15 protein-coding genes and 1 pseudogene are annotated in these 25,485 nt (G+C 59.0%); 6 read left to right on the forward strand and 10 right to left on the reverse strand.

What is annotated here, in order from left to right:
- Window positions 1-35 precede the first annotated feature (35 nt).
- A complete protein-coding gene (locus tag OHL20_RS00880; protein ID WP_263381335.1) occupies window positions 36-1,454 on the forward strand; it encodes an L-fucose/L-arabinose isomerase family protein in 1,419 nt (472 codons plus the stop codon).
- 150 nt (window positions 1,455-1,604) lie between these two features.
- Here OHL20_RS00880 and OHL20_RS00885 read toward each other — a convergent pair.
- Window positions 1,605-2,453 (reverse strand): annotated as a pseudogene (locus OHL20_RS00885) (epimerase); the annotation flags it as partial.
- Between the two features lie 9 nt (window positions 2,454-2,462).
- Entirely contained in the window at window positions 2,463-2,975 is a 513-nt protein-coding gene (locus OHL20_RS00890) for an SRPBCC family protein (RefSeq protein WP_263381336.1), read from the reverse strand.
- 53 nt (window positions 2,976-3,028) lie between these two features.
- Here OHL20_RS00890 and ppk1 point away from each other — a divergent pair, with 53 nt between their 5' ends.
- The gene (gene ppk1 / locus OHL20_RS00895; RefSeq protein ID WP_263381337.1) at window positions 3,029-5,212 is read left to right on the forward strand and encodes a polyphosphate kinase 1; all 2,184 of its coding nucleotides are present in this window, start codon (window positions 3,029-3,031) and stop codon (window positions 5,210-5,212) included.
- 526 nt (window positions 5,213-5,738) lie between these two features.
- Here ppk1 and OHL20_RS00900 read toward each other — a convergent pair.
- The 5 genes from OHL20_RS00900 to OHL20_RS00920 all read right to left on the reverse strand — a co-directional run bounded on the left by OHL20_RS00900 (window position 5,739) and on the right by OHL20_RS00920 (window position 14,889).
- Entirely contained in the window at window positions 5,739-8,570 is a 2,832-nt protein-coding gene (locus OHL20_RS00900) for a protease pro-enzyme activation domain-containing protein (RefSeq protein WP_263381338.1), read from the reverse strand.
- Between the two features lie 262 nt (window positions 8,571-8,832).
- Window positions 8,833-10,674 carry an acyl-CoA dehydrogenase family protein gene (locus tag OHL20_RS00905; protein ID WP_263381339.1) on the reverse strand — a complete coding sequence of 614 codons (1,842 nt, stop codon included), beginning with the start codon at window positions 10,672-10,674 and terminating at the stop codon, window positions 8,833-8,835.
- 4 nt (window positions 10,675-10,678) lie between these two features.
- Complete coding sequence (locus tag OHL20_RS00910) at window positions 10,679-11,113, reverse strand: hypothetical protein (RefSeq protein ID WP_263381340.1); 435 nt, start codon at window positions 11,111-11,113, stop codon at window positions 10,679-10,681.
- Between the two features lie 4 nt (window positions 11,114-11,117).
- Window positions 11,118-12,299, reverse strand: a complete 1,182-nt coding sequence (locus OHL20_RS00915) for an acetyl-CoA C-acyltransferase (RefSeq protein WP_263381341.1) — start codon at window positions 12,297-12,299, stop codon at window positions 11,118-11,120.
- Window positions 12,300-12,423: 124 nt separating this feature from the next.
- Complete coding sequence (locus OHL20_RS00920) at window positions 12,424-14,889, reverse strand: 3-hydroxyacyl-CoA dehydrogenase/enoyl-CoA hydratase family protein (RefSeq protein ID WP_263381342.1); 2,466 nt, start codon at window positions 14,887-14,889, stop codon at window positions 12,424-12,426.
- 151 nt (window positions 14,890-15,040) lie between these two features.
- Here OHL20_RS00920 and OHL20_RS00925 point away from each other — a divergent pair, with 151 nt between their 5' ends.
- From OHL20_RS00925 to OHL20_RS00940, 4 genes are read left to right on the forward strand one after another with little or no spacing between them, the layout of a single operon-like run.
- On the forward strand, window positions 15,041-16,585 hold the full coding sequence (locus OHL20_RS00925) for a M16 family metallopeptidase (protein ID WP_263381343.1): 1,545 nt from the start codon (window positions 15,041-15,043) through the stop codon (window positions 16,583-16,585).
- Window positions 16,582-18,045, forward strand: coding sequence for a M16 family metallopeptidase (locus OHL20_RS00930; RefSeq protein WP_263381344.1), 1,464 nt, complete (start codon window positions 16,582-16,584; stop codon window positions 18,043-18,045). The genes OHL20_RS00925 and OHL20_RS00930 overlap by 4 nt, the downstream gene beginning before the upstream one ends.
- Before the next feature lie 22 nt (window positions 18,046-18,067).
- On the forward strand, window positions 18,068-19,117 hold the full coding sequence (locus tag OHL20_RS00935; protein ID WP_263381345.1) for a bifunctional UDP-N-acetylglucosamine diphosphorylase/glucosamine-1-phosphate N-acetyltransferase GlmU: 1,050 nt from the start codon (window positions 18,068-18,070) through the stop codon (window positions 19,115-19,117).
- Between the two features lie 47 nt (window positions 19,118-19,164).
- Window positions 19,165-19,482 carry a 4a-hydroxytetrahydrobiopterin dehydratase gene (locus OHL20_RS00940; RefSeq protein ID WP_263381346.1) on the forward strand — a complete coding sequence of 106 codons (318 nt, stop codon included), beginning with the start codon at window positions 19,165-19,167 and terminating at the stop codon, window positions 19,480-19,482.
- On the opposite strand, the gene OHL20_RS00945 is transcribed toward OHL20_RS00940, so the two are convergent.
- The 3 genes from OHL20_RS00945 to OHL20_RS00955 all read right to left on the reverse strand — a co-directional run bounded on the left by OHL20_RS00945 (window position 19,470) and on the right by OHL20_RS00955 (window position 25,371).
- On the reverse strand, window positions 19,470-22,100 hold the full coding sequence (locus OHL20_RS00945; protein WP_263381347.1) for an alpha-L-rhamnosidase-related protein: 2,631 nt from the start codon (window positions 22,098-22,100) through the stop codon (window positions 19,470-19,472). The two genes, OHL20_RS00940 and OHL20_RS00945, sit on opposite strands and share 13 nt — an antisense overlap.
- 125 nt (window positions 22,101-22,225) lie before the next feature.
- Window positions 22,226-23,275 (reverse strand): YncE family protein, encoded by a 1,050-nt coding sequence (locus OHL20_RS00950; protein WP_263381348.1) that lies wholly within the window; start codon window positions 23,273-23,275, stop codon window positions 22,226-22,228.
- Window positions 23,276-23,418: 143 nt separating this feature from the next.
- Window positions 23,419-25,371 carry an alkaline phosphatase family protein gene (locus tag OHL20_RS00955; RefSeq protein ID WP_263381349.1) on the reverse strand — a complete coding sequence of 651 codons (1,953 nt, stop codon included), beginning with the start codon at window positions 25,369-25,371 and terminating at the stop codon, window positions 23,419-23,421.
- Window positions 25,372-25,485 lie beyond the last annotated feature (114 nt).

Consider the following 25,485-nt stretch of genomic DNA (forward strand, 5'->3'; position numbering starts at 1 on the left):
TTCAATGAAATGGAATGCACGACCTGAGGAGAAGTATGGCTAAGCAGATGACGATGGGTGTGATTGTAGGAAACCGTGGCTTTTTCCCAAGCCACCTTGCGACAAGTGGACGATTGGAGATGATCGCTGCCCTTGAAGCGGCGGGGATCAAGCCGATCGTGCTGACACCGGAGGAGACGGCGCACGGAGCGGTCGAGACCTATGAGGATGCTAAGAAGTGCGCTGCCCTCTTCCAGAAGCACGCGAAGGAGATCGACGGCATCATCATCACGCTGCCGAACTTTGGCGAGGAGCGTGGGCTTGCCGATGCTCTGCGGCTCTCCAATCTCAAGGTGCCGGTGCTGATCCAGGCGACGCCGGACAATGCGACGAAGATGTCGATTGCCTTTCGGCGCGACAGCTTCTGCGGCAAGATGTCGATCTGCAACAACCTGAAGCAGTACGGGATTCCCTATTCGCTGACGCGGCTGCACACAGAGGCTCCTGACTCCCCGGAGTTCAAGGCAGACCTTGAGTGGTTCGCTGGAATCTGCCGCGTGGTTGGCGGCTTGAAGAATGTACGGTTCGGCGCGATCGGCGCTCGGCCCACGGCGTTCAACACCGTTCGCTACTCGGAGAAGCTGCTGGAGCGATCGGGCATCACCGTAGAAACGCTTGATCTGAGCGAGGTGATGGGACGCATCGGACGGATGAACGACAACGATGACGCGGCGCAGGAGAAGCTTGCGGCCATCAAGAAGTACATTCCCGTTGGACAGACCCCGGAAGCGGCGCTGATGAAGATGGCGAAGCTGGGCGCGGTGATCGATCACTGGATGAAGGCGAGCGAACTGACGGTCTCGGCTGTGCAGTGCTGGACCTCCATCGAAGAGTTCCTGGGCATCGTTCCCTGCACCGTGATGAGCATGATGAGCGAGAACCTGATTCCTTCGGCGTGCGAGGTTGACGTGCTGGGAACGCTGAGCATGTATGCATTGACGCTTGCCAGCGAGTCCCCTTCTGCGCTGCTCGACTGGAACAACAACTACGGCGACAACCCGGATAAGGCGGTCTGCTTCCATTGCTCGAACCTGCCGAAGCACTTCTTCAACGAGGGCGTGAAGATGGACTATCAGCTCATCATCGCGGGTACCGTTGGCAAGGAGAATACACACGGGACGCTGGATGGCACGGTTAAGGCTGGCGCGATGAGCTTTGCGCGCTTTTCGACCGATGATTTTGGTGGACAGATCACGGGCTATGTCGGCGAGGGCGCGTTCACCAACGATCCGCTGAATACCTTTGGCGGCGCGGGCGTGGTGGAGATTCCGAAGATGCAGGAGCTACTGCGCTACATCTGCGAGAACGGTTTCGAGCACCATGTAGCGGCGAACTTCTCGACGACCGCTGCTCCGGTGTTTGAAGCTGCCACGAAGTACCTTGGCTGGAAGATGCACTGGCACAACAAGGCCTAGCAAGTTGAGAGTGCAGAGAGGCCGGGTATCGCTACCCGGCCTTTCTGCGTGTGGCCTGATCGCGCCAGCGGGTGACAAGGTCGTGGGCGGCGGCGGCCATTCGGGATATGCGAACTCGAAGCCAGCGGCCTCGAGGCGACCGGGGATGACGCGGCGGCTCTTCAAGACGAGTTCTGACTCGGTACGCATGAAGAAGGTGCCGATCTCGATCATCCATGCTGTCGCGGGCAAACCGAAACGAGTGCCCCAGCTTTCGCGCAGGATGCGCATGAAGTCGCGGTTCGGGACGGGATGCGGCGAGGCGAGATTGACGGGGCCGCTGAGAGCTTCGCGGGCGATGAGGAACTCGATCGCGCGGATGAAGTCTACGTCGTGAATCCACGAAACGTATTGGTTGCCGCTTCCCTGCGTGCCTCCAAGGCCGTGGCGGGTTAGGGCGAGAAAGACGTCGAAGACTCCGCCGGGATCGGGGCTGAAGGTCATCGCACTGCGGACCGCTACCTTGCGGGTGCGCGGCGTCGGTGTGGCGAAGAAGGCTTCTTCCCAGCCTTTCGCTACGGAGATGGAGAAGTTCCATGTGTCGGGTGCGCCGGGTTCGCTGCCGCCATATTCGCCGGTCGCCTCGTCCATGGGACGGTCGAGAGCGTGGCGATAGATCGTGGCGGTGCTCGAGTTCAGCCAGAGACGGGGCGGATTTGGAAGGCCGGCGATGACTTCGTTCAGGAGCTGGGTTGAGCGGATGCGGGAATCATAGATGGCGCGGCGATTGGCGTCGTTGTAGCGACAGTTGACGCTGCGACCGGTGAGATTGATGCACAGGTCGCTTCCGTCGAGGGCGTCAATCCATGGTCCGCGCGTCTGAGCATCCCATTGAAGTACGTTCCATGGAGCCCTGGTCAAGGTTCGGCTGAGAATGGTGACGATGTGACCCTGGGCGTGGAAATGACGCGCCAGAATCTGTCCAACTTGTCCGCTGCCACCCGGGATGACGATTCGCATGGATGAAGTTTACTGTTCCGTAGCGGAAAGGTATCGCTGCCAGTCGTTTGACTCGGCGATCCGTCTCAGAACGACGTTGCGCTCGTGGAGGAGAGCTTGCATGTAGCGGCGGAGCAGGAGGACTTCCGCGATGCGACCGAGGATGGGGATTGGTGCGGCAAAGCGGAAGATGTCCTTCATCTCGGTTTGACCGTCTTCGTCAAAGCGAAAGTAGTGATCGTGCTGCATGAAGCGGAAGGCGCCGCGGAGCATGGTGTCCTGAAAGTAGGCTGGGCGATCCATCGCGGTGATGGCGCTGGTGAGGTTTTGACGAATGCCGAGGTGGCGGGCGCGCCATGTGACTTGCTCGCCGAGATCGATGAGGCCGGAGGTGACGCCGCCGATTGGAACAGCTTGCTCGCCGAAGTGGATATTTCCCGCGAGGTGGACTTCGACGCTGCGGGCCAGGTCGAAACATCGGTCGATGGGTGCGTTGATGAGGGTCGTTTCTTCGAGGGTGACGATGAGGTGGCTCCGGCGCAAGGATAGCCTATTTGCCCTGTATTCATATCGTTGGGTTAGTCTATGGAACTACTATGACGACGACCAAGCGACCGCCTGCCAAACGTAAGAGTGCCAAGAAGACAGTGCCCGAAGCTGTTCCAAACCTGTTCTTCAGCCGGGACGAATCGTGGTTGAAGTTCAACCAGCGGGTGCTGGAAGAGGCACAGGATGCGACCAATCCTCTGCTGGAGCGGGTGAAGTTCCTGGCGATTACGGCGAGCAATCTGGATGAGTTTGTCGAGATTCGGGTGGCTGGCATTCTGCAGCGGATCGAGGATGGCTACAACCAGCCGCAGGCTCCGGACGAGGGCGGGCTGACACCGCAGGAGCGACTGGATACGTTGAGCGTTTCGGTGGAGAGCTTCGTCAAGGAGCAATACCGATGCTGGAATGAGCAGCTTCTGCCGGCGTTGAAGGCTGAGAAGGTTCGCGTGCTTGGCTGGAAAGAGCTAAGCAGCGAGGCTCGGACTCGAGCGTTGGAGTTCTATCGGAGCGAGGTCGATCCGCTGCTGACGCCGGTGACGATTGATCCATCGCATCCGTTTCCCCGGGTTCTAAACAAAGCGCTCTGCATTGCGCTGCTGCTTCGTTACAAGCGGAAGGGTGCGCTGGGGGTGAAGACGGAGACGGTGCTTGGCGTGGTGACGGTTCCGCGCTCGCTGCCGCGTTTGGTTCCGCTGCCGTCGGTTGAGGGTGGAGCGGACTTCATCCTGCTGCATGAGTTGATCGAGTCGCAGGTGGAGCGGATGTTCCGCGGCTACGAGGTTCTGTCGAAGTCAGCCTTCCGGGTGACGCGGAACAGCAACCTTTATATGCAGGAAGAAGAATCGCGGTCGGTGCTTGAGAGCGTGCGGGCCGAGTTGCATAACCGCCGCAAGGGCGATGCGGTTCGGTTGGAGATTGAGAGCTCAGCGGATGAGCAGATCGTGGAGCGGCTGCGGGTGAACTTCGAGCTTGATCCGTGGCAGGTCTTTCGCACGGACGGGCCGGTGAACCTTTCGCGGCTGATGAATCTGGCCTCCGAGGTGAAGCGGGCGGATCTCAAGTATGCGGAGTTCAAACCTTGTCACTACAAGCTGCTGCCGAAGTCGCAGGACCTGTTCGAGGACCTTCGCAGCAGAGATGTCATGCTGCATCATCCGTTTGACAGCTACCAGACGGTTGAGGAGTTTATTGAGGCCGGTGCGATTGATCCGGCTGTGATTTCGATGAAGCAGACACTCTATCGAACCAGTAAGGATTCGCCGATCTTTCGGGCGCTGATCGAGGCGGGCCAGAGTAAGGACGTTACGGTCGTTGTTGAGTTGATGGCGCGCTTCGATGAGGACTCGAACATTCGCTGGGCGCGGGAGCTGGAGGACGCCGGTGTCGGGGTGTATCACGGCATCTTTGGGCTGAAGACGCACTGCAAACTGGCGCTGCTGGTGCGGCGCGATCCAGATGGCGTGGTGCGGCGGTATGCGCATCTTGGGACGGGAAACTACAACCCGGTCACGGCCCGTTTTTACACGGACATCAGCTTGCTTACGTCGCGTCCTGAGCTAACGGAGGCGGTGCAGTCGGTGTTCAACTATCTGACGGCCGAGTCGGAGTCGGACACGTATGAGCCGCTCCTGGTGGCTCCGCTGACGATGGCAGACGGCTTTCTGAAGCTGATCGATCGCGAGGCTGAGCATGCGCGCGCCGGGCGACCTTCCGGAATCGTTGCGAAGATGAATGGCCTGCTGGAGCGTCGCACCATCGAGGCTTTCTATGCTGCTTCGCAGGCAGGCGTGCAGATCGACCTGATCGTTCGCGGTATGTGCTCGCTGCGGCCAGGAGTGAAGGGGCTGAGCGAGAACATTCGGGTGCGGTCGATCGTTGGGCGATATCTTGAACACAGCCGCATCTTCAGCTTTGTCAATGGAGACGAGCCGGTGATCTACTGCGGCAGCGCCGATCTAATGGCGCGGAATCTGCATGAGCGCTGCGAGGTCGTTTTTCCTGTGAGCGATGAGGCCGCCTCGAAGCGACTGCGCGAGGACATTCTTGCTTCGTACCTGACGGACAACGTGAAGGCGCGCATTCTGCAGTCGGATGGCTCGTATGTGCGGGCTCCGCAGGAGGGCAAGCCGTGCAATGCGCAGCGCCACTTTATGGCAATGGCGCAGGGGAACGATGAGACGGTTGAGGCTCCGGCGGCTTCTCCAAAGGTGCCGAACAAGACGACCAAGTAAGCGCTGACCTAGGTGGATCAGTCATCGAGTTCCGATGGCTGATGCGGGTGGAGGTCAAAAGTTTTCCATAACCCGTTGACTTCTAAACTGTCTGTTATGAGCTACTTATCGATCCAAGTCCACGCAAAGTATTCATTCGATTGAGGTTACGCTCAAGATCCTCGTTCTGAATGACTTAGCCCCGAGGCTCAGCCGATCCTGATACAAGCCCCGACATAATGGTGTTTGTATCTTGCGGGCGGAAGCTGGTCTTGGCTCTCACGCCGAGGATGCGAACCGCTTCGAGGTTTGGTTGTTCTCGTGTCTTTATAGTTTACCAAATTGAGTGGAACTAATCGGCCACTTTTGTTTGGTTATTATTTGCGATTTGCTGGGGTTTTCCGTGATTTCACGACGGCAGGGCTTGACAAGTTTTCTGACTTCCCGGAAATACGGGGCTCACGCCGGGGCAGAGTGGATACCGATGTGGGGTACAAAACATAAGAAGCCGCGCCTCATGGGCGCGGCTTCTTGTCAGGCGTCGATCTTACTGGATCGTGACAGTGAGAGCCGTGTTAGCGGTGATGGCACTCGTCAGGCTGTCGGTACCGGTGATTGTGATGGTGTAGGTGCCGGTGCCACTGCTGGTTGTGGTTGTAGTCGTGGAGGAACTGCTGGAGCATCCGGCGCTGGCGATGAGACCGGCAAGCGCGATCAAACTGAGCAAGGACGACCATCCTCTTTGACGTCGATTGCCGAAGCCTAGGAAGAACAGACCGGCGAGGGTTATGCCGCCACCGAGGACGAGGCTGCTGACGCCGGTGGCCGTCTTGAGTCCACCGCCAGTTTTGCTAGCGGCAGTGATTGTGTTGACGGTGAAAGTGGCCGTCGCAGTGCCGCCCGCCGGAACGGTGAGCGAGGTAACGTTAGCGCCATTCGAGGTGAATGCGTATGAGCCGTTGAGGGTGTTCGCTACAGCGGCGAGATTGACCGTGCCCGCATAGCCGCCCGCCGACGTTACCGTAATGACCGAAGAGATGCTGCCGGAGCTTGCGACCGTGAAGGTTGATGGTGCTGCGCTCAGGCTGATAGTGCCGGTAGGTACAGTTCCAGCAACCACGTTAACGCTGCCACTCGAACCGTAGTAGTTGGTGTCGCCCGAATAGACGGCGGCGATGGTATGGGTACCGTTCGTTGTGAAGGTGGCCGCAAAGGTAGCTACACCCGCATTGAGAGTCACCGGGTTAGCCGTGCCACTATCAACTGTGAAGGACACCGTTCCACTTGGAGTTGCCGTACCGGATGTGTGAGCAATTGTTGCGGTAAAGGTTACGCTCTGGTTGAGCGCAGGCGTTGCGGCTGATGAGGTCAGAGTCACTGTTGAGGCGCTTGGCAGTGTTGTGACTACGGTTGGAAACGTATTGACGAATTTGCTTGCGTCGACGCTGCCCCAGCCGCTGGCCTGATCGTAGCCAACGCCAGCACTATAGCCAATCGGACTTGCACCGGCCGGGCAACTGGTGGAGTTGGTGGTACACGGCTGCTTATTGTTGCCGGTCGTGACGTCGTGGAAGATGGTGGAGGCGGAGGCACCGTTTGCCAAGGCGTAGATGTAGGGGTTTGCGTTACCGATGCGACCGCCTAATTTCTGCTCAAGCAGCGCAAGGATACCGGCGAAGGATGGCGTGGAGACGGACGTGCCGCCGAAGGCGTTGAAGGCTCCGCCTGTGCCGAAGTAGGTGCCGTTCAGGCACGAACCCTCCGCACAGACGAGGTAGGGATCGTGATCGGCTGAGGCGTTGAAGGCTAAATCCGGCACGTCACGATGGCTATCTGCCGGAACCCCGGTACCGGTCTGCCAAGTGGGTTTAGCAAAGATGACGCTCACTCCACCGCCGCCTGAACTAAGGGTTGCAGTGGTGGGAGCAGCAGCAATTGAGGCCGCTGTATCGTTCCAGACGGTTTCGGGAATGTAGGAGAGGGCGGACGAGACGCTTGTCGTGGTGTTGTTCCAATATGTGCCGTTGGGGGTAGCGGTATCAGCACCTTCGCTGAACTCCGTGCCTCCTACGCCAGTAACGTTTGGCGAGCTGGCCGGGAAGTCTACGGCGAGGCCGTCCTTGGCTGTTGCAACGTCAAAGTCGCAATCTGTCGCGCCCGCGTCACCAGCCGGTCCGACGATGGTGATGCCCTGGGCGTTTGCTTGCTGAAAGGAGGTGTTGAGCGTGCCGATGGCCGTTGCCGAGAAGTCCTGAACCTCGCAGCCGCCGTAGCTGACCGTCATGATGGGCGCGATGTTGTTATCGATGGCGTTGACGAGGGAGGTGCCGATGACATCGGTGGAGTTGACGAAGATGATGCTTGCCGAGGGTGCCGTGGCTCCCGCCCACTCCACATCTAGCTCGGACTCTTCGAGATCGCCACCAGTGACGGTGCAACTGGTCGGAGGATTGGAGCCGAGGCAGGTGCCTGTGGGCGTGCCAGGGTCTGTGCCATAGGTCTTGATGACGGGAACGTTGGCGCTGAGACCAGAGGCGGTGCGGAAGGCAGCGATGTCGGTGAGGCTGATGTCGACCTGTCCCATGACGGCGATCGAAATGCCTGTTCCGTTGATGGAGGAGGTGAAGAGCGGATTGAGATCGTAGATGGTGGCAAAGTCGCCGGGCGCGATGAAGTGTTCGAGACCCGCCGTCGTGTTGACGGTGTCGCGGGGACGGCTTCCGATGGGGCTGACATTAGCCAGGGTGACGCTGCGTACTCGCGAACGCGGCCTGAGCTTGAAATCGTCCAGACCGCTCACCATATCCACTACGCCAGCAAGAGCAGCCGGGAGGGTCGGTTCGGTGAGGTTGGCGATGTGTTGTTCGCCATCGAGAGAGACGCTGTGGATGCTGGTGCCGAAAGCCTGCTGGGCCTGGGCTACGGTGCCACTGAAGGCGATGAAGGTGGAGCTTTTTGCGGTAGTGGTGATGGTGAAGCCCTGTGCGGCAAGCCAGGATGAGACGGTGGACAGGTCGGCTGCGCTGAGGCCGAACTGTGCGCCGAACTGCTGCGGCGTCAGCCACTGATGGTAGAGCGGTGAAGATGAGTTCTGCTGGTCGACGAGGAGTTTGCTGAGCGCCGCCTGCTGCGTATCAGTCATGCTGAAGCGCATCGTCATGTTTTCAAGCTTGAGCGAGGAGGGAGCGAGGCCAAGATCCTGGGCACGAGCAGCCCTGGGAGCGACTGTCCGGGCGAGCGCGACGCGATTGTTCGTCTGGACGGCGGAGGTGATCCGGTTTTGGACGGCGGCGTGGCTGGTGGCTGCGAGGGTGGCAACTGTGAGTAGGGCTAGAGCGGAGCGGAGGAGTTTCGAGCAAATCTGAAGATGGCTGCGCATTGGCTGATCCTATAGGGGTGCAAGGGTTCCTGGTACCTGCGATGTATCGAGCGGAGCTGAATTGGAACCAGCGTACGCGGCTTGCCTAGCATCGGTTGTAATTTCTTAGACCAAGGTTGCGGGAGAAAGTTGCGGTGATCTTTGCTGGTGGTTCCGTTCCAGGAAATTTAGGTGTGATGAAAAGACCGCCTCCAGCGTGATGTGGAGGCGGTGAGTGTATCGCCTATTCGGATAGACGAGCTTGTGACGGATCGGTTTGCGTTCAGAGGGTGTACCTTCCGGCCTGGATGACGTGGCGGGCGATCTGGCGGCGGAGGGCGATGGTGTCGGTGGTGTCGTGTTTGGAGAGACGGCGGAGGATGGTGAGCTGGGTGCGGAGCATGTCGCCCTCGGCTACGGTGGCGATGATGCGGCGGGCGGCGAGTTCGATCTTCTCGAACGCGGTGGCGGTGTAGACGCGGGCAAAGGCGACGGGCATGGGCGAGTTGGATTTGGCGGTGCTCATCTTTTCGGCTCGGAGGATTGCGGACTCCATGGCGTAGACCTCGATGATCATGTCGGCGATGGAGCCCATGACCTCCTGTTCATCGGCAATTTTGGCCATGTACTTCTGTGTGGCGGCTCCGGCGGCGAAGAGGGTGAGCTTTTTGGCGGCGGCGAGGAGGTTGAACTCTTCGGCGAGGGCTCCTTCGCGGTCCTCTTTGGGGGTGGGACCGGCCATGACCTCGTCCATGAGCTGCTTGATGGCGGCCATGAGGGGGAGCTTGCCGGACATGGCTGACTTCATGAGCCAGCCGGTGATGATGAGGCGGTTGATCTCGTTGGTGCCCTCGAAGATGCGATTGATGCGGGCGTCGCGGTAGGCGCGCTCGGCCGGATACTCCTCGACGTAGCCGTAGCCGGCGAAGATCTGGAGGGACTCGTCGACGACCATGTCGAGCATCTCGGAGGCCCAGACTTTGACGATGGAACATTCGACGGCGTAGTCCTCGATGCGCTTCTGAATCTCGGCGGTGTCGTTTTTGGCGACGCCTTCGAGGGCGCGGTCGATGAGGCCTACGGTGCGGTAGCAGAGGGACTCACCGACGAAGATGCCGGTGGCCATATTGGCGAGCTTCTCCTGGATGAGGCCGAAGTCGGCGATGGGCTTGCCGAAGGCTTTGCGCTCTTTGGCGTAGCTTAGGCCGTTGTTGAAGGCCATGCGGGCTCCGCCTACGGCTGCGTTGCCGAGCTTGTAGCGGCCGACGTTGAGGATGTTGAAGGCGATGTGGTGGCCCTTGCCGACTTCGCCGAGGAGGTTGGCAGAGGGGATGACGCAGTCGGTGAGGATGAGGGGGGTGGTGGAGGAGCCGCGGATGCCGAGCTTATGCTCCTCGTTGCCGGGACGGAAGCCGGGGGTGCCCTTTTCGACGAGGAAGGCGGTGAGGCGTTCTTTGCCTGCGTCCTTACCTTCGGTGACGAGGCACTTGGCGAAGATGGTGAAGAGGTCGGCGAAGCCTCCGTTGGTGATCCACATCTTTTCGCCATTGAGGGTGTAGGTCTGGCCGTCGGCGGAGAGGACGGCGCGGGTGCTGGCGTTGACGGCGTCGGATCCGCTGGATGATTCCGAAAGCGCGTAGGCTCCGATCATGGTGCCGTCTGCGATGTGGGGGAGGTATTTCTGCTTCTGCTCGGGGGTGCCGTACCAGACGAGCGGGAGCGTGCCGATGCCGGTGTGGGCAGAGAAGGCTACGGAGAAGCTGCCCTGCTTCGAGATGTTTTCGGCGATGATGGCGGAGGTGGCCTTGTCCATCTCGAGGCCGCCGTACTCCTCGGGGATGTCCACGGAGGTGAGGCCGAGCTCGGCGGCTTCTTTGAGGAGGCGGCGGGTGACGGCGAAGTCCTTATGCTCGATGGCGTCGGAGTTGGGGACGATCTCGTTGGTGGCGAAGTCGGCGGTGGTCTGGGCGATCTGGCGATGCTCTTCGGTGAAGTCCTCGGGGAAGAAGCAGTCGGCGGGGGTGGGGTTGGTGATGAGGAACGAGCCGCCGGGGATGCGGGTTGTTGGGGTGGATTTCGGATTGATGGTGGTTACTTCGGGTGGGAGATTGGTGGTTGTAGCCATGGTGTTACCTCACAGTGCGGAGTTGGAGGAGACGGGAGACGGAAAGGATGAGGTGAAGGGCGTTGAAGACTAGTGGCACGAGGAACATCGTCCACGTTGGGAGGTGAAGACCTGCCATAGAGAGCCGCTCATTGGGGCCTGATCGGATGTACTGGACCATCGCGAATCCGAACAGGGCGAGCATGATCAACGACGTGACGATTGGCGACCATTGCGGCAAGGTATCGTGAGAGCGAAGAAAGAAGAGCGGCAGCAGCGCGCCAAGGGCCAAGACACTCAATGGAATGAAGAAGCGCAGGCAGAACATGGGCGTTGCGTTGCCTGGTTCCATGAAGACAGAGAGCCAGAGCCAAATGAGGGCTAGGCCAGCGGCCGCGAAAAAGGCCACCAGGGCCGACACGGAGTAGACGATACGTCCGCTATTGGAAAGGAGGTCCATTCGTCTACTTCACAGCCTCGAAGATACCGGCTGCGCCCATGCCACCGCCTACGCACATCGTGACCATGCCGTACTTTGCGTTGCGGCGGGGCATCTCGCGGAGGAGGGTGGCGGTGAGTTTGGCTCCGGTGCAGCCTAGTGGGTGGCCGAGGGCGATGGCTCCGCCGTTGACGTTGAGCTTTGCGGGGTCGATGCCGAGGACCTTGATGACGGCGAGGGATTGGGCGGCGAAGGCTTCGTTGAGTTCGAAGAGGTCGATATCTTCGAGGGACAGGCCAGCCATCTTGAGGACTTTGGGGATGGCGTGGATGGGGCCGATGCCCATCTCTTCGGGATCGCAACCAGCGTAGGCGAAGGCGATGAAGCGGGCCATCGCGGGGATGCCGAGTGCGGCGGCGCGGCTGGCGGACATGACGATGGCGGCGGCAGCTCCGTCGGAGGTCTGGGAGGAGTTGCCGGCGGTGACGCTGCCCTTGGCGTGGAAGACGGGCTTGAGTTTGGCGAGGGCTTCAGGGCTGGTGTCGGCGCGGGGGCCTTCGTCCTGCTTGAAGGTTGATTCAACGGGCTTGGCTTTACCTTTGCCGTTCGGGGTTGTGGTGGTGACGGTTACGGGGACGATCTCGTCCTCGAACTTGCCGGTGGCGATGGCGCTGAGGGCCTTCTGGTGGGAGTCGAAGGAGAACTGGTCTTGTTGTTCGCGGGTGATGCCGTAGTGGGCGGCCACGCGCTCGGCGGTGAGGCCCATGGACATGTAGCTGCCGGGATAGTTTTCAACGAGCCAGGGATTGACGGAGATCTTATTGCCGCCGAAGGGGACGTAGGACATGGACTCAGTGCCGCCGGCGACGATGACGTCGGCGCTGCCGCCGCGGATGCGGTCTGCGGCGAGGGCGATGGACTGGAGGCCGGAGGCGCAGTAGCGATTGACGGTCATGGCGGAGGTGGTGAAGGGCAGGCCCGCGCGGAAGGCTGCGATCTTGGCGACGTTCATTCCCTGCTCGGCCTCGGGCATGGCGCAGCCGAGGATGACGTCTTCTATTTCAGCTTTGTCGAGTTGAGGGATGCGGTCCAGCGCTCCCTTGATGGCGAATGCGGCGAGATCGTCGGGGCGCGTGGTGCGGAGGGTGCCGCGCGGGGCTTTGCCGATGGCGGTGCGGACTGCGGAGACGATGACTACTTCGTTCATGGGGTACCTCGTGGTGCTTGGAACTGCGAAGGGCAATGGCTACAGCACGACAACCGCAGGTCCTTCGACTTCGCTCAGGATGACAGTCTATTGGGGGTGGACAAAATACGGACGCAGGTCCTTCCTAGTTACGGAGTGGTTTGCCGGTTTTGAGGGTGAAGGCGATGCGTTCCTGGGTCTTCTTTTCGCCGCAGAGGGAGAGGAAGGCTTCGCGTTCGAGGTCGAGGAGATATTGTTCGCTGACGAGAGTGCCGGGCGTTACTTTGCCTCCAGCCAGAGCGTAGGCGACCCAGTTGGCTACCTTGGCGTCGTGGTCGGAGATGTACTGGCCTTCGCGCATCGTCCATACGGCGAGCTTGAGGGTGGCGAGGACGGACTCGCCGGGGGCGGGAATGTCGGTGCGAGGGGTGGGGGCGGTGTAGCCGGCATCGGCGAGCGCGCGGGCCTTGGTGGAGGCGTCGGTTAGGAGGCGTTCGCGGTTCATGGTGATGCCGTCCGACGGGCGGAGGAAGCCGAGACCGCGGGCTTCGGCGGCGGAGGTGGAGACGGTGGCTTTGGCGATGGTCTCGAAGTTCTTCTTGATGGACTCGAAGATTTCAACGCCTTCGCCGCGGGCGTCGGGACGGATGGAGGAGCCTGCCTCGATGGAGCGGAGGACCATCTCTTTGCAGCCGCCACCGCCGGGGATGAGGCCGACACCTGCTTCGACGAGGCCCATGTAGAGCTCGGCGTGTGGCTGGCGGGCGGCGGCGTGGAGGGAGATTTCGACTCCTCCGCCGAGACACATGCCGTAGGGTGCGACGACTACGGGGCGGGGGCAGAACTTGATCGCCTGAGTCATGTTCTGGAAGGCGCGGACGGCTAGCTCGACCTCGTCCCACTCTTCCTCCTGGATGCCCAGGAGGAGTTGCATGAGGTTGGCGCCGACGGAGAAGTTGGCGGAGTCGCCGGTGATGACGAAGGCTTCGAAGTCGGCTACCTGCTGGCTGGCGGGCTTGAGGGTCTGGGTGATGAGGTTAACGATGTCGTCGCCTAGCGCATTCATCTTGGAGTGCAGTTCGATGGCGGCTACGCCGTTGCCGAGATCGACGACGGAGGCTCCTGGGTTCCTTTTGACGACGCCGCGTGCCTTCTTGATGGTGGCGAGGCTGCTGACACCTGCGGGAACGGGGACTGGCTTGTAGGCGACGGTGACGGGGTCGAAGTACTGGCGGCCGGAGGGGGTGGAGGGGTCGTCTTTATACCAGTTCTCGCCGATGGCGAGGAGCTTCTCCACATTCGCGGAGACAGTTGCACCGGCGGCTTGCATCTTGTCCGTGGTGGTGCGGACACCTGCTGCGTCCATCATCTCGAAGGGGCCTAGCTCCCAGTTGAAGCCGGTCTTCATGGCCTGATCGATTTCGACGATGTTGTCGGCGATTTCGGGGATGCGGTTTGCGGCGTAGGTGAAGAGCTCAGTCAGGAGAGGCCAGTAGAAGGCTGCGGCCTTGTCGCGGGAGGGATCGCCGTGGAGAAGCTGTGCGATGCGAGGGGCCGTCTGCTCGAGATTCTTTGCCATCTCGATGGCGGGAAACTTAGGGCGGGTGCTGGGCTGGTAGTCGAGGGTCTGCCAGTCGAGGACGTGGCGGAGGTCTCTTCCCTGCTCGTCGCGACCGGCTTTCTTGTAAAAGCCCTGGCCTGCTTTATCGCCTAGCCATTTGCTTTCGAGCATCTTCGTGATGAATGGGGCGAGGGTGACGTCCTGCCGCTCGTCGTCGATGCTGGCCGCCTGCTTGGCGAAGTTAGTGGCTACGTGGGCGAGGACGTCGACGCCAACCATGTCGCCTAGGCGGAAGGTGCCTGTCTTGGGCCAGCCGAGCGCGGCTCCGGTGAGGGTGTCGACCTCTTCTATGGAGAGGCCCTGCGCCATCATGAGGCGGATAGCGTTGCCCATGGAGAAGGTGCCGATGCGGTTCGCGATGAAGTTAGGCGTGTCGTGCGAGTGGACGATTGCTTTACCGAGACGCTGGTCGCAGAAGTGAGCGATCGCGGCGATGTCGGCTGGATCGGTCTGGGGAGTTGGAATGATTTCGAGGAGGCGCATGTAGCGCGGCGGGTTGAAGAAGTGGGTTCCGAAGAAGTGGGGCTTTGCTTCGTCGGAGAGGCTGGCGGCGATGCTGGCGATGGGGATGCCGCTGGTGTTGGAGGTGAGGATGGAGCCAGGTCGGCGGTGCTGCTGGACTCGGTCGAGCAGGGTGCGCTTGATGTCGAGATTTTCGGCGACAACCTCAATGATCCAGTCGCAGTCGGCGATGAGGATCAGGTCGTCGTCGAAGTTGCCCAGGGTGAGGAGGCGGGCGGCTTCGGCGGAGTAGAAGGCGGCGGGTTTGGATTTCTTGAGGCCGTCGAGGGCGGCGAGAACGATTTTGTTTCGGTCGGGGCTGGGTGCTTCGGCAGGAGTGCCGGGTGGAACGATGTCGAGGAGGACAACTGGAACTCCGGCGTTGGCGATGTGGGCGGCGATGCGCGAACCCATAGTGCCCGCGCCGAGAACGGCGACCTTCCGAATCTGGCGGCTGGCGGAATGAACATGAGAGGCGCTGCTGGACATGATCTTGGCTCACCTTGGGGACAAAATCCCGGACGCGTTGAACTGTACTGAATGGTCATTCATTCCGTCAAGTAAACAGTACGTGAATGGCCGCCGGATGGTGTTGGCCATGTTCAGTTATGGTTAAGGTTCTGTGCTTCTGGAGGATTGCTTGCCGCTTTTGAGCTTGAAACGGGTTTGCGTTGTGGGAGTGGTGGTTCTGGCGGCGGGCGTTTGCGGATCGGTGCGGGCGCAGGATCTGGCCAGCTTCGAGAAGCGGACGACGGTCAAGGTGCTGGCGAACGGGCTTACGCTGATCGTGTGTGAGCGGCCCGAGGCACCGGTTTTCAGCTTCTACACCGAGGTCGATACGGGCTCGGCAGACGATCCGCAGGGTGCGACCGGTTTGGCGCATATGTTCGAGCACATGGCGTTCAAGGGAACGACCGAGATTGGGACGACGAACTATCCGGCCGAGAAGGTGGCGCTGGCGAAGGTCGAGGTGGCCTATGCAGCGTATGACGCGGAGTTCCGCAAGCGTGTGGGGAAGGATGCGGCCAAGCTTGCCAGCTTGAAGAAGAGCTTTGCGGACGCGCAGGCGGCTGCAGAGAAGTACGTGATCCCGAACCAGTTCTCGGAGATCGCGGAGCAGAATGGTGCGGTGGGCATCAATGCTTCGACGTCGGAGGATTCGACGCAGTACTTCTGGAGCATGCCTTCGAATCGGTTTGAGTTGTGGGCGTATCTGGAGAGCCAGCGGATCGGGCATCCGGTCGAGCGCGAGTTCTATAAGGAACGCGATGTGGTGCAGGAAGAGCGCCGCATGCGGGTTGACTCTTCGCCCGTGGGGCGCATGCTGGAAGAGTTTCTCGCGACGGCGTATGTGGCACATCCGTATGGCCGGCCCGGTACGGGATGGGAGAGCGACATCAGCCAGGTGACGGCTACCGAGGCTGAGGCGTTCCACAAGAAATATTATGTGCCGGCGAATATGGTGATCGCGGTGGTTGGGGATGTAAAGGCGAGTACGGCGATGCCGGTGCTTGAGAAGTACTTCGCGTCGATCCCTGCCGGGCCGAAGCCGGAGCCGATGACGACGGTCGAACCGAAGCAGACGGCGGAGAAGTTCGTGGTGCTCCACGATGCTTCGCAGCCTTTTTATCTTGAGGGATATCACAAGCCGGACTATCGCGACCCTGACGATGCAGTGTATGACGCGATCACGGACATCTTCTCGAATGGCAGGACGGCGCGGCTTTATCGCAGCCTTGTACGCGACCAGAGAATTGCGCAGACTGCTCAGGGATTCAGTGGGCTTCCGGGGGAGAAGTTTCCGGGAATGTTTGCGTTTTATGCGGTGCCGCTGCCTGGGCACACGGACGATGAGATTCGCGTGGCGATTGGGAAGGAAGTGGATCGGCTAAAGAATGAAGAGGTCTCCGACGCCGAGCTTGATCGCTATAAGACGCGCGCCAAAGCGGACATGCTGCGGGGGCTTGCGGATAACGATGGCCTGGCACATTCGCTGGCGGAGTACCAGACGCGGTTTGGGGATTGGCGGCAGATGTTTCGGGATCTCGACAAGATCGACAAGGTGACGAAGGCGGATATCAAGCGGGTGGCGAACAAGACATTTGTGGATAGTAATCGCACGACTGCACGGATTGAGACGGTGGCTGCAACGCCCGCTCCGGTAAGCGCAGGAGGTGCGAAATGAAGAATCCCTCGATGAAGCTGTTTGTGCTTGGTTTCGTTGCGCCGCTTACGGTTTCGGTCGCTCTGGCGCAGGCTGTTCCGGCGCATGCTGCGGCCTCACAACCGTGGAAGCGCATTGCAATTCCTCCGCTTCATGAGTTCAAGCCAGTGCAGCCGCGACGAGTGGAGCTTGCGAACGGCTTGATCGTTTTGCTTGAAGAGGATCATGAGTTGCCGTTCATTAGCGGACGCATAGTGATTCGGGGCGGGAGCCGTGATGAGCCGGCGGCTAAGGTTGGTCTTGCATCGCTTTATGGACAGACATGGCGGACGAGCGGGACGGCAAAGGTAAGTGGCGATGCGCTTGACGACCTGCTCGATGCTAAGGCGGCGACCGTCGAGACCGGGGGTGGTCAGGCGACTAGCTCGGTGAGCTGGTCGAGCTTGAAGGGTGACTTCGATACGGTGTTTGGGATCACGACGCAGCTCCTGCTTCATCCTGATTTCAAGCAGGATAAGCTGCAGCTTGCAAAGCGTCGGACCGAGGCGAGTATTGCACGGCGGAATGATGATGCCAGCGGGATTGCCGGGCGCGAGGCGACGCAATTGGTCTATGGGGCAGACAGTCCGTATGGGCGCGAGACAGAGTTCGCGACGATTGAAGCGGTGGGTCTGGATGATCTGAAGGCGTGGCACGAGAAGACGGTGACGCCGAACAATATGATTGTTGCGGTCTCGGGTGACTTCGACAGTGCTGCCATGGAAGCGAAGCTGCGTACTGCCTTTGAGCCGCTGCCAAAGGGCGCTCCGTTCCAGACGCTGAAGGCGAGTTTCCCTGGACCGAAGCCGGGTGTTTACTTAGCGGAGAAGACGGATGTCGATCAGTCGAATGTGTACATCGTCGGGCTTGGAACGACCGAGGACAACCCTGACTACTATGCGCTGGATGTGATGAATCAGGTGTTCTCGGGTGGGTTCGGATCGCGTGTTGTGCAGAACGTCCGTACGAAGCTTGGGCTTGCCTATGACGTTGGCGGCAGCTTTGGTGCTTCGTACGATCATCCTGGAATGTTTTATGTAGGGGCCGGGACGAAGAGCGAGAGTACTGTCGAGGCGACGAAGGCGATGATGGCGGAGATCGGTCGGCTGAAGACTGTGCCTCCAACGCCTGATGAATTGCGGAAGGCTAAGGAGCAGGTGCTGAACTCATTTGTCTTCAACTATGACTCTCCGGAAAAGGTGCTTGGTGAGCAGGTGACGCTGGCATTCTTCGGCTATCCGACTGACTTCCTTGAGCGCTACCGGGTTGGGATCGATAAGGTGACCTCGGCCGATGTGGCGCGGGTTGCGAATAAGTACATCGATGAGTCAAAGCTGGCTACTGTTGTGGTCGGGAACGCGGCACAGTTCAATCCCCCGCTGAGTTCGCTTGGGAAGGTGACTACGCTGGACATCACGATTCCACCTATGCCTAAGAAGTAAGTAGCACCGCGAGTTACATTTTATGGACACTGCTGATTTTTCGATTGCAATTATGGCGGCTGGTAAGGGTACGCGGCTGAAGAGCAAGCGCCCGAAGGTGCTGCATGAGATTGGCGGTAAGGCCTTGCTGCTCCACGTTATTGCAGCGGCTCGGCAGGTGGTTGCGGTGGAGCGCATCTATTGCATTGTTGGACATGAAGCGGAGCGGGTACAAGCTGCGGTTGAACGTACCGGGGTGCAGTTCGTTCTACAAGCGGAGCAGCGGGGCACGGGTCATGCGCTGCAGCAGGTGAAGGCCTGGTTTGCTGCGTCGGGTGCGAACGTTCCGGAGAACCTGCTTGTGCTCTCCGGGGATGTGCCACTGATTCGATCTGAGACGATCAGGGCGATTTGCGAGGTGCATCTTGGCGAGCGTGCAGCGATGACTATTTTGACGGCGGTACCTGACGACCCTACAGGCTATGGCCGTGTGCTGCGGGCTGACCCTGCGCGACCAGAGGTTACTGCGATAGTCGAGCAAAAGTCGCTTACGGCGGAGCAGAAGGATGCGCCCGAGATCAATTCCGGGATCTATTGTTTTCGAACGAAGGCGCTCTTCGACAAGCTAGACCTTCTATCTACCAACAATGCTCATGGAGAGTTTTACCTGACGGATGTCGCCGCGATGCTGGTGGCCGATGGTGAGCGTGTTGTCGCGGTGAAGGCGGAGAGTGTTGACGAGGTGCTCGGGGCGAATACGATCGCCGAGATGATGCACCTGGATGCAGCGATGCGGATGGGTACAGCGTTGCGATTAATGGCGAATGGAGTCACGATCTTTCAACCTGAGACTACGGTGATCGATGCCGAGGTACGCGTCGGAGCGGATACAGTGATCGAGCCTTTTGTGCAGCTACTCGGCGCGACTTCGATCGGGACAGAGAGTCGTGTACAGTCATTTTCGGTGATCCGGAGTTCCATTCTTGGTAATCGAGTTGTGGTGCGGAACGGCTGCATTCTGGAGGATGCCACGGTTGACGATGACGCCATCCTGGAGACCTACACGCATCTTGTTTCCCCACCTTCCAGCTAGATCAGTTTTAACGAGCCTTATATCGCTACGGTGCGGGAGAGTTCAGCATGAAGCTTTTGAATGAGTCGGAGATCGCGTCGCTGCTGAAGGATCAACCTGCTTGGGCGCTTGTGGACGGAATGCTCACGCGTGAATGGGTGTTCGGAGACTTTGTTGAGGCGATGCTCTTTGTCAATCGCGTCGCGGGCATGGCCGAGGATGCCGGTCATCATCCTGACATTGAGATCCGGTATAACAAAGTTCGACTGACGCTGGTATCGCATGATGCTGGTGGTCTAACCGACCGGGATCTATCGTTAGCTTCCCGGCTCAACGAAACGGTTAGTTTACGTTGGCCGGGTAGTCCGGACCGTTACATAGCCTGATGCTCGGCTTTCATAAATTTGGCAGCAAATACTAACTTTGATCCTGTGCAGATGTATGAGGCATCACCTTCTCGCTTACAGCTCGATGGCGCGCGCAGATGGCCTTCGCGGGCGATTGCGGCGAGCGCCTGTGGCAGGAGAATATGAGCACGGACCTGCTCCGGCAGAGTTATCGTCAGGAGCGGCATTGCCGGGGTCCACGCTATTGTGACTGGCCCTTTGGGCGTCATGGTTGTTCCTTCGATATGAGTCAAGCCTGCTGCATCGGGCTGAATCATCAGTTCGCTGCCACCCGGAACCTCGATGGAGACGCCAAGGAGTCTCTTGTGGAGCCACACAAGAGCGACGGCATTCCAACCGTGCGAGCCTGTCGCATCGATTGGCTGCGTGGGAACGGGAGTTCCGGGAGGTAGGCCGAGATCCTTCCGGCTGATCCAATATTCTGGAAGGGGTCCACCAAATGCGCCCTGCAATACCTTCGGAGAGAGGTTGTTTGGATCTCCAGGGAGGTAAGGGCTGAAGCGATCGAGGAGGTGGCGTACTGCCCTGTCAGAAAGCCCTACGGAGCTAAGAGCGTCGAGGGAACGAAAAACATAGGTTGGATTGTTCCAGCGATCTACACCGGCCGGAGGAGATCCCAGCGGATCGGTGAAGGCGTATTCCAGATCTGCTTTCGCATCAGATGGCTGCAGCAGATTGGCATCGATCGCCATGACCTGCGCGGCCTGACTGTAGCCTCGAGTTGCCTTTAGGTTGCCGGGCTCGGCGACATCGTCCACGTGCAACGGAAGGCCAGCCGAACTTCCGATGAGGTGATCTCGTTGAAACGCTGAGGTCATGCGATCGTGGATCGCCTGCCACTCAGCAGCCTTCTCTGTTCGGCCTGCGGCATTTGCCATTTTGATGGACAATGCCAGCCTATCAATAAGCTGGGCTGTCACGATGCCGCTGGACTGTCCGGCTGTCGGGTGTACGCCGATGCGTATGTCAGCGAAGACCTTATCCTCGACCCACAACCCTGTGGGCGTCACCGAAGCGAGTACGTGCTGCCAATATGCTTCCACCTGCGGCCAGTAGGCATTGATTCGCGTTGTTTCGCCAGTCCACAGGTAGTCGTCATAGAGAGCTCCGACCCACTCTGCTACCCAGTCTGCATTCGAGACGATTGGATAATTGCTGGGTGGGAATGGATGAAAGGTTCCATCCGGGCGCTGACTCTCCGCTACAAGACGCAGGAAGAGCTGCCGTAGTTTAGTGTCTCCGAACCATTGCGCGGCCAGCTCTGCTCTTAGACGTGCGTCCTCCAGCCATTGCCCATCTTCTCTGCCCGGTGTGTCGACGTACGTGTCGCTCATAGAGACGATGGCGTGCTCAAGACTCAGCTGAACGATTTGAGCGATTCGCGGGTCGCTTGCACGAAAGCTACCCTTTATGTCGACTGGATACTGAGAGCTTACAAAACCTAAGTCTGTGATCTGGAACGTGCCTTTGGTTGGGAAAAACAGATGCAAGGTCCACCATCGAGCCGTACGCTCGTCAGGCAGTTCGACGTGCTGAACGCCCGCGATCGACGTGTAGCGATCCATGTAGCCCTCGCCGACGATTGCTTCCGGGTTGAGCCATCCGGAGGTCCTGACGAGCGGCTCTCCAGTGAGCGGAGAGACGCTGAGCTCCCCGTAGGCAAAGTCGATGACAGGAGTTGCGTGGGTTGCGGAACCGGTGAAAAAAGGGTAGCCATGCACGGGTCTGCCGAAGTCGAGGGTGAGGTACCGCGTCTCGCCCGCATTGCCGCTGACCGTAATGGTTTGCGGAGTGGCGATTGCCTGCTGACCCAGAGGTTTCATGACTGCGTTCAGGATCGACTTCTCGATCTTCACAGGCTCATTTTCCGCTATGTGATGCTCGATGCTGCGACCCTGCGCGAGTAGGAGCACAGGCTTCACCTGCTGCTCCCGCTGGCCAGGTGTCCCGGTCGGTAAGGGCTGGGCTGGCCAGGGCCCGTCCTCGACCTCAATGGCTTGCGACCATTTCGAATCGTCATAGAGTGCGGTAAACAGAGACAGGCCGGGCATGGAGGCGCCCTGGACGAACTGTGCAAAGCGGATACGATGAGCACCTTTGTCCGCAGGCAGGCCGATGATTTGCTTTGGGTTTGGCGCGAACTCCTCGGCGCGGTGAACTCTCCACTTTTGATCGGAGACGACCCAAGAAGACGCGATGTACACGCCCGCGTGCAAACATCCGTCACGCTGGAAGGTTACGATGGGACCCCAACTGTGATGTAGCAGGACAAGAGTGTTGTCACCAACGTGAAGCCATAGGCGGGGATCGATGGTTTCGGTGGCAATCGTCGGCTCGAAGAAGCGGGTTACCTTGCGTCGAACGATGTGGCCATTGATCCACAGGTGCGCGTTGCTGTCCGCGGCCATGTGCATGGTTAGATCGCCCTTCAGATCAGCCAGGTGCACGACTCTTCGAAGGTAGGTGAAGGTGTTGACTGGGCATGGAACATCGCTCGGCGGTGCGATCCACTGCGCCTTTGGCACAGCAGCGAGTGCCGGCGCGGAACTGATGATGAGCAGCAGCAGCGTTCTGCACAGGTGATTCAAACAGGCCATGTCATACGCTCCAACCTCGTGCCTTCGCTGCCGGTTGGCATCAGCCATTCAGCGTGCAACTTTGACGATAGTACGAAATTGGGTTTGGCGTGCGGGCGGCGACTAAGGTGAACAAAGTCTGATTGTTATTTCTTGCTCGTCGACACTGATGAATGCGGCTTTGAATGACTTCTTACAACCAGGACGGTAAAGCTTCCGTCGACCGGAGTCGGGCGGTATCGCAGTTCCTCTGACGTCGCGCCGGTCCTCTGGCCAAATTCGGCGGTCGCTACATAGGCTTCACCATCTGTCGAATTGACCGTCAAGGACTGTGCACCGGGAAGTATTGCCAGTTCCTGCAGTTTGACGAAATGGTTCAAGGACCTTTCTCGAAGGATCGTGAGGATGCCGGCACCATTCGAGACAAAGAGTAGATGACGCTGTGAATCAAAGCTCACGTCGCCTGCGCCTTTCGGTATTTCGGAGATCAAGGATGTCACTCCACTGCCTGCGTCGACTGCAACCAGCTTTTGGTTCTCACACGTGGCGAAGATCTGTCTTCGGGTCTTATCCATTGTCAGACCGCTCGGACCATCGCAGGGTGCAAGCGGCCAGACTGCTGTAATCTTCCGCGTAGATGCATCGATGCGGAGTATCTCGCTTAAACTTCGGATCGCCACGAAGATGGAACCATTTCCATCTGAGACGATAGAGCCGGGCCGCGCGGGCAATGCAATTGTTTCAACGGCCTTATTGGTGCTGCCATCGATGACGGTTGCGTTGTGCGCGCTGCCGTCGAATACGAAGACGGTGTTCGTTGAAGCATCGAACGCGATCCGATCTGGCGTGCGTCCGACCGGGATGGACGCGAGTATCTGCAGTGTGGTGCGATCGAAGACGCGGACAAAGCCAGCCCTTCCATCTGCAAGATCGGAGACGTAACCAAACTTACCGCTTTTATCGAGTGCGATGTCGTGAGCACCTATAAAACCACTCACCTGCCCAGATACTTTGCCTGAGTCTGTGTCGACGATATCGACGCGGTCGCTACGCGGAATGAAAAGCTGGTTTGCAGCTGGGTCCAGCACCATCTTGCCCCACCCGCCGGTGCCACCAAGATGCCATCGCGTTTCAGTCTGAAAGCCACCTGGCTGTGTGGGAGTGGCAGCGCCAACGGCGTACGAGGTGCCGAGCATTGTCCAACCTATGCCGACGATTAATACGAGGAAAAAACTCCTGAAGAGTGACATAGTTCCTTTGCATTCTTTAATAGCTACTAAATGCATATCGACAGCCAGGGTAAGTGGCTGTCGATATGCCTAGTGAAAGCGGTAAATCTTTAGTTGCTTCCGAAGGTAAACGCCGTCGTCATATCGCCGATGGCGGGGCTGTTGGTCGGGACATAGGGGTTGCTTTCCTTCTGCGTAGGGTTCGGGAGATTGTCGCGGCTACGACCGGTGATGGTTGGCAGGCCCCAGTTCTTCTCGATGAACTTGAGGAGCGAAACGTGATCGCCATACTCATGATTTACGTGTCCACCCTTGGCGTACTTCGAGACGATGATGAGGGGGATACGGGTACCATCGCCAAAGAAGTCAACCGGCTGGATGTAGCCCGAGTCATAGTAGCCGCCGCCCTCATCCCAGGTGACAAAGATAGCCGTGTCCGCCCAGGCAGCAGGATTGGCCTTGACCTGATCGACGACCTTCTTGACGAAGCCTTCGAAGAGATCAAGCTTGGAGGAACCAGGATGACCGTCGTTGAGACCGCCTGGCTTTACGACAGAGACAGCCGGCAGGTTGTTGGTGTCGATGTCCTCATAGAGTTGCGTGGTGTCGGCGATGTGCGACTCACGAACGGCTGCATTGCCCATGATGGAGCTGGAGTACTGGAAAGGGTTGCAGATGTTGCAATAGACATCGAAGGGGCTCGACGGATCAGCAACGTACAGGTTCCAGCCTTCACCGTAGTACTTGAAGGGGAGGTTCTTCGCGAGCATCGTGTCGCCGATGCTGGGGACCGAGGTCGGAGGAATGGTGAAGGGCGAAACCGACGTGCTGATAACGGTACCGTCACCGTTGTAGCCAGGGTTGTAGTTGTTGACGAGGTAGTAGTTACCCTTCGTGCAGTTGGGGGCAACCGGCCGCTTCAACGACTGAAGATAGTTAGTTACGGCAGGTACGCCCGGCTGACCGAGGTCGCCGCAGTTGACGTAGCTTCCGCCGCTGTAGCCATCCTGATCGTAGTAGTTGTTGGAACCAGCCTGTGGGTTGGGGTTCTCAACTTCGTTGACAGGGGGAACGAGGGGGTGACCTGCACCATCGCTGTAGTAGATCATGTCCGCAAAGCCGAACATGATGTGGTTAGCACCGGTACCACCCATGACAGACTGGTGAAAGTTGTCGTTGATGGTGTACTCATCGGCAAGTTGCTTGAAGTAAGGAGCATCGCCCTGTGCCATGTTGTAGAAGCCCATGGCGGTCGAACCTTCACCGGTGGTTGCGTTGGTGAAGTTCGCAGGAAGAGACTTTCCGTTGCTACCAGCACCAATGGTTGTTTCGACATAGGGAAACAAGTCGTTCAAGCAGCCGCTGGCATTTTCGAGCGTGGCGTAGTCGGCATTGCAATCTGTCTGCTGCCACATCTGGAAGAAGCGATGAACTGGGCTTGCCGTGTATGCGTCATACGGCATCTTGGGTCCGCTGAGTTGGAAGACGCCTTCGCGCAGGTTGGTATCGTTCGTGATGCGGGTATCGACCTGGCCTGATTTGATTCCGGTTGCGCCCGTGAGGAGGAGCTTCTCGTAGGCAGGAGCGAGAGCCTGGTCCGCAAGCTTGGCAAGCTTCAGCGTGGCGAAAGGAGCAGGTGCCGTGTCGCTGGCGAACTCATTGCCGCCAGCCAATGCGGGGGGAAGAGTGCCATAGATACTCTTGGACATAGGGCTGTTTGAGAATTGCCCGTTGCGGGAGGTCGTACTATCCAAAGCCGAGTATTGCGCGGACAAGGAGTAATTAACACCTGGATTGCCGTTCGCCTTCACAATCTTCTTGGAGAGAAGGTTGGAGATCGTCTCACCGCTCTTAGGTGTGTATGTGCCATAGACATGGTCAAAGGTGCGGTTTTCGCCGATGATAACGATCACGTGCTTAATGGGGGTCGTGGCGCTCGGTGCTGCTGCTGTCTGCGCGTAAGCGGACTGCGAAACGCCCGCCAACACTTGCAACGCAACGAGCATCGTCGCGCCGCACTTCAATGTCCCAGATGGGGCAATTAATTTCGAGTTGGATTGCAAGGTGTGACCTCCAAATTGTGCTGAGTAACCTCTCTTTTCAGAAGTACTTCAGCACAGCTAACGTAGAGGCTTACCAAGTTGTGGGACATCAACTTTCCGTGAAAAACAAAACAA

The sequence above is a fragment of the Granulicella arctica genome (assembly GCF_025685605.1).
Classification (GTDB): domain Bacteria; phylum Acidobacteriota; class Terriglobia; order Terriglobales; family Acidobacteriaceae; genus Edaphobacter; species Edaphobacter arcticus.

Coding starts and splice junctions, on each gene's coding strand:
- OHL20_RS00880 (WP_263381335.1), top strand. CDS start 36: ATGGCTAAGCAGATGACGATGGGTGTGATTGTAGGAAACCGTGGCTTT.
- OHL20_RS00920 (WP_263381342.1), bottom strand. CDS start 14,889: ATGTCCAGCAGCGCCTCTCATGTTCATTCCGCCAGCCGCCAGATTCGG.
- OHL20_RS00900 (WP_263381338.1), bottom strand. CDS start 8,570: ATGCGCAGCCATCTTCAGATTTGCTCGAAACTCCTCCGCTCCGCTCTA.
- OHL20_RS00905 (WP_263381339.1), bottom strand. CDS start 10,674: ATGGCTACAACCACCAATCTCCCACCCGAAGTAACCACCATCAATCCG.
- OHL20_RS00935 (WP_263381345.1), top strand. CDS start 18,068: ATGGACACTGCTGATTTTTCGATTGCAATTATGGCGGCTGGTAAGGGT.
- OHL20_RS00930 (WP_263381344.1), top strand. CDS start 16,582: ATGAAGAATCCCTCGATGAAGCTGTTTGTGCTTGGTTTCGTTGCGCCG.
- OHL20_RS00940 (WP_263381346.1), top strand. CDS start 19,165: ATGAAGCTTTTGAATGAGTCGGAGATCGCGTCGCTGCTGAAGGATCAA.
- OHL20_RS00910 (WP_263381340.1), bottom strand. CDS start 11,113: ATGGACCTCCTTTCCAATAGCGGACGTATCGTCTACTCCGTGTCGGCC.
- OHL20_RS00915 (WP_263381341.1), bottom strand. CDS start 12,299: ATGAACGAAGTAGTCATCGTCTCCGCAGTCCGCACCGCCATCGGCAAA.
- OHL20_RS00950 (WP_263381348.1), bottom strand. CDS start 23,275: ATGCTCGGCACCTCGTACGCCGTTGGCGCTGCCACTCCCACACAGCCA.
- OHL20_RS00945 (WP_263381347.1), bottom strand. CDS start 22,100: ATGGCCTGTTTGAATCACCTGTGCAGAACGCTGCTGCTGCTCATCATC.
- ppk1 (WP_263381337.1), top strand. CDS start 3,029: ATGACGACGACCAAGCGACCGCCTGCCAAACGTAAGAGTGCCAAGAAG.